General features: G+C 61.3%; 1 protein-coding gene. It reads right to left on the bottom strand.

Annotation, left to right across the window (positions count from 1 at the left end):
• Nucleotides 1-243 (bottom strand): AFG1/ZapE family ATPase (gene zapE / locus RRF55_RS27645; protein WP_439419245.1); only part of this gene is annotated, 243 nt, incomplete at both ends.

Below are 243 nucleotides of genomic sequence, written 5' to 3'. Positions count from 1 at the left end.
GGCGCAGGCGATAATCGACACCGCTGTCGACGTTCACTACATCGGTGTACTGCTTGATCATGGCGATGGCCGGCAGGAAGCGCGCACGCTGCAGGCCGTCCTTGTACAGGCCGTCCGGCACGATGTCGGAGGTGGCCACCAGGGTCACGCCGTTCTTGAACAGCTCCTCCATCAAGGTGCCCAGGATCATGGCGTCGGTGATGTCCGAGACGAAGAACTCGTCGAAGCAGATCACCTTGGCCT

It is taken from the genome of Klebsiella sp. K47 (assembly GCF_051858335.1).
Taxonomy (GTDB): domain Bacteria; phylum Pseudomonadota; class Gammaproteobacteria; order Enterobacterales; family Enterobacteriaceae; genus Klebsiella; species Klebsiella pneumoniae.
The sequence above is the reverse complement of the archived record's forward strand: the minus strand, read 5'-3'. Positions and strand labels throughout refer to the sequence as shown.